The 6759-nt window shown below is 72.2% G+C and carries 7 protein-coding genes; 6 read left to right on the top strand and 1 reads right to left on the bottom strand.

Translation table 11 applies throughout. The features are described from left to right. From L2I40_RS16280 to L2I40_RS16260, 5 genes are all read left to right on the top strand, one after another. The coding region (locus tag L2I40_RS16280; RefSeq protein WP_372491071.1) for an oligopeptide/dipeptide ABC transporter ATP-binding protein at window positions 1–196 on the top strand (196 nt) is incomplete at its 5' end. Then, window positions 193–1242 (top strand): ABC transporter ATP-binding protein, encoded by a 1050-nt coding sequence (locus tag L2I40_RS16275; protein ID WP_237216246.1) that lies wholly within the window; start codon window positions 193–195, stop codon window positions 1240–1242. The genes L2I40_RS16280 and L2I40_RS16275, both read left to right, overlap by 4 nt. Further along, entirely contained in the window at window positions 1239–2765 is a 1527-nt protein-coding gene (locus L2I40_RS16270) for an ABC transporter substrate-binding protein (protein ID WP_237216245.1), read from the top strand. The genes L2I40_RS16275 and L2I40_RS16270 overlap by 4 nt, the downstream gene beginning before the upstream one ends. A gap of 34 nt (window positions 2766–2799) precedes the next feature. Beyond that, entirely contained in the window at window positions 2800–3747 is a 948-nt protein-coding gene (locus tag L2I40_RS16265; RefSeq protein WP_237216244.1) for an ABC transporter permease, read from the top strand. Beyond that, window positions 3744–4625 carry an ABC transporter permease gene (locus L2I40_RS16260; protein WP_237216243.1) on the top strand — a complete coding sequence of 294 codons (882 nt, stop codon included), beginning with the start codon at window positions 3744–3746 and terminating at the stop codon, window positions 4623–4625. Before L2I40_RS16265 ends, L2I40_RS16260 begins: the two co-directional genes overlap by 4 nt. A gap of 6 nt (window positions 4626–4631) precedes the next feature. On the opposite strand, the gene L2I40_RS16255 is transcribed toward L2I40_RS16260, so the two are convergent. After that, window positions 4632–5378 (bottom strand): SGNH/GDSL hydrolase family protein, encoded by a 747-nt coding sequence (locus L2I40_RS16255; protein WP_237216242.1) that lies wholly within the window; start codon window positions 5376–5378, stop codon window positions 4632–4634. On the opposite strand from L2I40_RS16255, the gene L2I40_RS16250 reads away from it, so the two are divergent. Beyond that, on the top strand, window positions 5377–6564 hold the full coding sequence (locus L2I40_RS16250) for an OpgC family protein (protein WP_237216241.1): 1188 nt from the start codon (window positions 5377–5379) through the stop codon (window positions 6562–6564). The genes L2I40_RS16255 and L2I40_RS16250 overlap by 2 nt on opposite strands. Window positions 6565–6759 lie beyond the last annotated feature (195 nt).

Here is a 6759-nt window from a genome sequence, read left to right as displayed (position 1 = left end):
CGGGGCGGAGCGGCTGGCGAGCATCGAGGGCACGGTGCCCGACCTTCGCGCCCCGCCGCCCGGCTGCCGCTTCGCGCCGCGCTGCCCCTTCGCGGTCGCGCGCTGCGCGGAGCAGCCGCCGCTCGTGGCGCAGCACGAGGGCCACTTCGCCGCCTGCTGGCGCGCGCCGCTCGATGCGGTGCTGGAGGCGGCATGACCGCGATCCTGGAACTCGACGACGTCGCCCGCGCCTTCCCGGTGCGCGACGCGCTCGGCCGTTCGAAGGGCGCGGTGCGCGCGGTGGACGGCGTCTCGCTCTCGGTCGAGGAAGGCCAGGTGCTCGCGATCGTCGGCGAGAGCGGCTGCGGCAAGTCCACGCTCGGCCGCGTCATGCTGCGGCTGATCGAGCCCGACCGCGGCGCGATCCGCTTCATGGGCGAGGATCTCCGCGCGCTGAAGCCGGCCGATCTGCGCCGGCGGCGGCGCGACATGCAGCTGATCTTCCAGGATCCCTTCGCCAGCCTCGACCCGCGCATGACGGTGGAGGAGGCGGTGGCGGAGCCGCTGCGCCTGCACGGCATCGTGCCGCGCGACAAGGAGCGCGACCGGGTGGCCGAGCTTCTCGCCCGCGTCGGGCTGCGGCCCGAACTGGCGCGGCGCTGGCCGCACGAGTTCAGCGGCGGCCAGCGCCAGCGCATCGCCATCGCCAGGGCATTGGCGTCCCGCCCGCGCCTGATCGTCGGCGACGAGCCGGTCAGCGCGCTCGACGTCTCGGTGCAGGCGCAGGTGATCAACCTGCTGCAGGACCTGATCCGCGAGTTCCGCCTGACCTTCGTCCTGATCAGCCATGACCTCGGCGTGGTGCGCCACATCGCCGACCGCGTCGCGGTGATGTATCTCGGCCGCATCGTGGAGCAGGGCCCGACCGAGCAGGTCTTCCGGGCGCCGCGGCATCCCTACACCCGCGCGCTGCTCGCGGCCGTGCCGGGGCAGGGGGGCAAGGCGGTGCCGCTGGAAGGCGACGTGCCGAGCCCGATCAACCCGCCCTCCGGCTGCCGCTTCCGCACGCGCTGCCCCTACGCCGAGGCGATCTGCGCGGCCGAGATGCCGCAGCTCGAGGGTGGCGCACACGCGGCTGCGTGCCATCTGCAATCCCGCCTGCCGCCCGCCATCCCGCCCTCCGAGCACGATGCGGGCGGCGAGCGGCTGAAGCGCCTGCAGGCCTTCTTCACCGACCGAACCGTCCAGGGAGTGACCGCATGATCCGCAGGATGTTCGCCGCCGGCTGCCTCGCCGTCGCGGCCCTCTCCGCAACCGTCCCCTCTGGGCCGGCCGAGGCGCAGCAGAACTTCCGCATCGTGCTGCGCGAGGATCCGGACATCCTCGACCCGACCCTCGCGCGCACCTTCGTCGGCCGCATCGTCTTCGCCGGCCTCTGCGACAAGCTGTTCGACATCAACGAGCGCCTGGAGATCGTGCCCCAGCTCGCCACCGGCTACCGCTGGGAGAGCCCGACGAGCCTGCTGATCACGCTGCGCCAGGGCGTCCGCTTCCACGACGGCGACCCGATGACGGCCGAGTCCGTCGTCTATTCGCTGATGCGCCACCTGACGATGCAGGGCAGCTTCCGCCGCGGCGAGATCGGCTCCATGCAGTCGGCTGAGGTGGTGGATCCGCAGACCGTCCGCGTGACGCTGCGCGAGCCTTTCGCGCCCTTCGTCGCGCAGCTGACCGACCGTGCCGGGATGATCGTCTCGCCGCGCGCCGCGGAGGCCGCCGGCCGCAACTTCGGCAACCGTCCCGTCTGCGCCGGCCCCATGCGCTTCGTCGAGCGCGTGGCCCAGGACCGCATCGTGCTGGAACGCTTCCCCGAGTACTGGGACGCGGCGAACATCCACCTCCAGCGCGTCACCTACCTGCCGATCACCGACGGCAATGTGCGCCTGGCCAACCTGCAGTCCGGCGCGGTCGAGCTGGTGGAGAGCATCGAGGCGAACGACGTCAACACCGTCCGCCGCAACAACCGCCTGCGGATCACCCTGAACGACGAGCTCGGCTACCAGGGCATCACCATCAACATCGGCAACGGCCCGCGCGGCCAGACCCCGATGGGCCAGAACCCGCGCGTGCGCGAGGCCTTCGAACTCGCCATCGATCGCGCGGCGGTGAACCAGGTGGTCTATGAGGGGCTGCAGAGCCCGACCCGCCAGCCGCTGCCGCCCGCCAATCCCTTCCATGTCCGCGACTTCCAGCCGGAGCCGCGCAACGTTGCCCGCGCGAGGCAGCTGCTGGCCGAGGCCGGCATCCGCACCCCCGTGCCGGTCGAGATGACCGTCCCGAACAACCCCGACCTGCGCCAGGTGGCGGAGGTGATCCAGGCGATGGTGCGCGAGGCCGGCTTCGACCTGCGCATCAACGCGATGGAATTCGCCTCCTCGCTCCAGGCCGCGGTGCGCGGCGAGTTCGAGACCTACCTCCTCGCCTGGTCCGGCCGCGCCGACCCGGACGGCAACATCTGGACCTTCATCCACAGCCAGGGGCCGCAGAACGACGGCAAGTACTCCAACCCCGCCGTCGACCGGCTGCTCGACGTGGCGCGCATCGAGACGGATGCCGCGCGGCGGCGGGGCCTCTACGCGGAGGCCTTCGACATCGCGCTGCGCCAGGACCGCCACCGGATCTATCTCTGGCACCGCAAGAACATCGTCGGCCACACCGCGCGGCTGCAGGGCTTCCGCCCCGTGCCGGACGGGCTGATCCGCCTGCAGGGCATGCGGCTCAACTGAGCCGGACGGCGCGCGGGCGAGGGACGGGACCGGCATGGCATTCTGGCTTCTCCGCCGCGTGGGGCAGATCATCCCCACGCTGCTGATCCTGTCCTTCATGATCTTCGGGCTGCAGCAGCTGATGCCCGGGGATCCGGCCATGATCCTCGCGGGCGAGGAGCGCGGCGATCCCGTCGTGCTGCAGCAGATCCGCGAGGAGCTGCGCCTGGATCGCCCGATCTGGGAACAGTACCTGTTCTGGGTCGGCAACGTGCTGCAGGGCGATTTCGGCTGGTCCTGGCGCATCCGCATGCCGGTCAGCGAGCTGATCCTGCAGAAGCTGCCCGTCACCGCCCAGCTCGCCACCATGGCCTTCATCATCGGCGTCGTGATCGGCGTGCCGATGGGCATCCTCTCGGCCACGCGGCGCGACACGCCGGCCGACTGGGCGGCGAACGGTATCGCGCTCTTCGGCATCTCCACGCCGAATTTCTGGCTCGGCATCATGATGATCCTGCTGTTCAGCGTGCAGCTCGGCTGGCTGCCGCCCTCGGGCTACGTGCCGCTGTGGGAGGATCCGGTGCAGAGCCTCGCCACCACCATCATGCCCGCCTTCGTGCTCGGCACGGGCGTGGCCAGCGTGCTGATGCGCCACACCCGCGCGGCGATGCTGACCGCGCTGAGCCAGGACTACGTCCGCACCGCGCGCGCCAAGGGCCTCGCCGAGAAGGTCGTGGTCTGGAAGCACGCGTTGCGGAACGCGCTGATCCCGGTCGTCACCCTCGGGACCATCGAATTCGGTCGTCTCCTAGCGGGCGCCGTGCTCACCGAGCAGATCTTCACCATCCCCGGCTTCGGCAAGCTCGTCGTGGATGCGGTCTTCAACCGCGACTACCCGGTCGTACAGGGCGTCGTGCTGGCGACCGCGCTGATCTTCGTCGTCCTCAGCCTGGTCGCGGACCTGCTCTACATGGCGATCAATCCCAGGCTGCGCGCCGCATGAGCGTGACAGCCCTTCCGGCCGCGGCCGAGCGCGGCGAAAGCCCCGGCCGCCGCGCGCTGCGCCGCTTCCTGCGCCACAAGCTGGCGGTGTTCGGCCTCGTCGTCGTCGTCGCCTTCGTCCTGATCGCCGTCTTCGCGCCCTGGATCGCCCCCTACGACCCGATCCAGACCAGCTGGGCGCGCATCCGCCAGCCGCCTTCCTGGGCACATCCCTTCGGCACCGACGAGAACGGGCGCGACGTCCTCTCGCGCCTGATCTGGGGCGCGCGCGCCTCGCTCATGGCGGGCGTCGTCTCCGTGCTTGGCGCCATCGCCATCGGCGTCCCGCTCGGCCTGCTCGCTGGCCTCGCCGGCGGCTGGGTGGACGCCGTGCTGTCGCGCATCGCGGATGCGATGCTGTCGGTGCCCTTCCTGATCCTCGCCATCGCGCTCGCCGCCTTCCTCGGCCCGGCGCTCGAGAACGCGATGCTCGCCATCGCCATCACGGCGAGCCCGGTCTTCGTCCGCCTCGCGCGCGGCATGGCGCTGGATGCGAAGTCCACCGACTGGGTGGAGGCGGCGCGCGCGCTCGGCAACCCGCCCTGGCGCACCGCGCTGGTGCATGTGCTGCCCAACATCATCCCGCCGCTGCTGGTGCAGAGCACGCTTGCGATCGCGGAGGCGATCATCGCCGAGGCCTCGCTCTCCTTCCTCGGCCTCGGGCAGCAGCCGCCCGCGCCCTCCTGGGGCTCGATGCTCAACAGCGCGCAGCGCTTTCTGGACAGCGCGCCCTGGCTCGCCATCGCGCCGGGGCTCGCGATCTTCGTCGTGGTGCTCGCCTTCAACCTGGTCGGCGACGGGCTGCGCGACGCGCTGGACCCACGGGCCGACCGGAAATAGCGGCGACTACCGCCGCGCCGCCGCGAAGGCCGGCGCGGGCGGTTCGACCGCGGGCAGGATCGCCTCGGCCAGCGCCTGCGCGAGGCAGGCATAGCCCGCGTCGTTCATGTGCAGCCCGTCGCCCGCGACCAGCGCCTGCGGGTCCGGCGCGGAGGCCTGCCAGGCGCCGCGGCGGAACAGCCCGACACCGCGCGCTTCCGCCAGCGCGGCCATCACCGCGTCGAAGCGCTCGCCTCCGGCCGCGACCATGCGCGGGCTCCGCTGGTTGTCGAGCAGCACCACCGGGATGCCCGCCATGGCAAGCCGCCGCAGCCCCTCGCGCATCACGCGCTCGAACTCCTCGGGCGAGCGGCCCTTCAGCGCCTCGTTGCCGCCCGCCTGCCAGATCACCAGCGAGGGGCGCCGCACCAGCACCTGGTTCTCGATCCGCGCCAGCATCTCGTCCGAGGTCTGGCCGGACCGCCCGGCATTGATCACCCGCACGGTCCGCCCCGGCAGGGCGCCGCGCAGCAGCGCTTCCAGCCGCGCCGGATAGGTCGCATGCGGGCCCGAGGCACCCGCCCCCTCGGTCGAGGAGGAGCCGAGCGCCACGATGGTCAGCGGCCGCCCGGCGTTGAGCCGGGCCTCCACCACGGCACCTGCCGGCCCGGCGGGGCAGGGGCTGGCGCCGGCCGGGGCGGCGAGGGCGGTGAGCAGCCCGAGTGCGGCCAGGGGGATGCGGCCGTGACGTGTCAGCATCATCTTCCCGACCATGCCCGATCATCCGGCCGCGCGCCATGTGAGTCTCGAGGACGCGGCGGCCCTAGCAAGGCCGGGTCGGGACCTGCGCGCCGATATCTGCCGCGGCCTCGCGCTGTGGATGATCATGGTCAACCACATGCCCGGCAACTGGATGAGCGTGCTCACGCTCCGCCACTTCGCGCTGGCCGACGCGGCGGAGGCCTTCGTGCTGCTCGCCGGCTACGCGGCCGCCTTCGCCTTCGCGGGGCAGGCGGACCGCAAGGGCCTCACCTTCGCCGTCGCCGCCCTGCTGCGACGGATCGGCGTGCTCTATGTCGCGCACATCTTCCTGCTGGTGCTGTTCTCGGCCCAGGTCGGGCTGTCCGCCCGCGCCCTCGACCGCAGCTTCTACATCGACGAGCTCGCCCTCGACCCGCTCGGCGAGGATCCCTACCGGACGCTGAGCGAGGCGCTGCTGCTGCGCTTCCAGCCCCACTTCCTCGACATCCTGCCGCTCTACATCGTGCTGCTGGCGCTCCTGATCCCCGCGCTCGCGCTGCGCCGGCATGGCTGGTGGCTGCTCGGGATCTCGGTCGCCGTCTGGGCCTGGGCGCGGCTGGCCGATGTGAACCTGCTGCTGCTCGGCGCCGAGGGCTGGCAGTTCAACCCGATCGCCTGGCAGCTGGTCTTCGTCTGCGGCTTCCTGATCGGCCAGGCGGTGCGGGGCCAGCCCGGGCCCCGCCTGCCGCCACGCAATGCCTGGCTGACGGCGCTCGCGGTCCTCGTCGTGGTGTCGGGGCTGGTCTGGCAGATCGCTTGGCAAGTCCGGCCGGAATGGGCGGAGAGCCTGTCCGGCCTGCTCGCCGCGCTGCTCGTGGAGGTGGACAAGACCTCGCTCCACCCCGCCCGCCTCGCCTCCATCCTGGCGCTCGCCTACCTCGTCGGCCATTTCGTCCCGCGCGACTGGCCGGTGCTGCGGGCGAAGGCGGTGCGCCCCTTTCTCCGCATGGGCCAGCACAGCCTGCCGGTCTTCTGCGGCGGCATCCTGGTCTCATTCCTCGGGCGGCTCGCGCTCGAGGCGGCGGACGGCGTCGCCATGCAGGCCTTGGTGAACATCTGCGCCCTGCTGCTCCTGGTCGCCATCGCGGAGGTCGCGGCCTGGTACCGGCGGCTCGAGCGAGGCGCCGGCGCCTTGCCGCAACCGGCGGGGGTTCGATAACATGTCCGTCATGTCGTTGCGGCGTTCCGCCCTTGCCGCGGCGCTCGCAATGCCGCTGCTGGCCCTGCCGGCGCATGCGACGCCCGCCTGCGATGTTCCGGCCGAGTACGCCGCCGAGGCGCGCCCGCTGCCGCAGGCGGCGCGCGCGCTGGCCGCCGGCCATCTCAGCATCCTCGCCCTGGGCTCGGGATCCGC

The sequence above is a fragment of the Falsiroseomonas oryziterrae genome, assembly GCF_021864505.1.
GTDB lineage: Bacteria > Pseudomonadota > Alphaproteobacteria > Acetobacterales > Acetobacteraceae > Falsiroseomonas > Falsiroseomonas oryziterrae.
The sequence above is the reverse complement of the archived record's forward strand: the minus strand, read 5'-3'. Positions and strand labels throughout refer to the sequence as shown.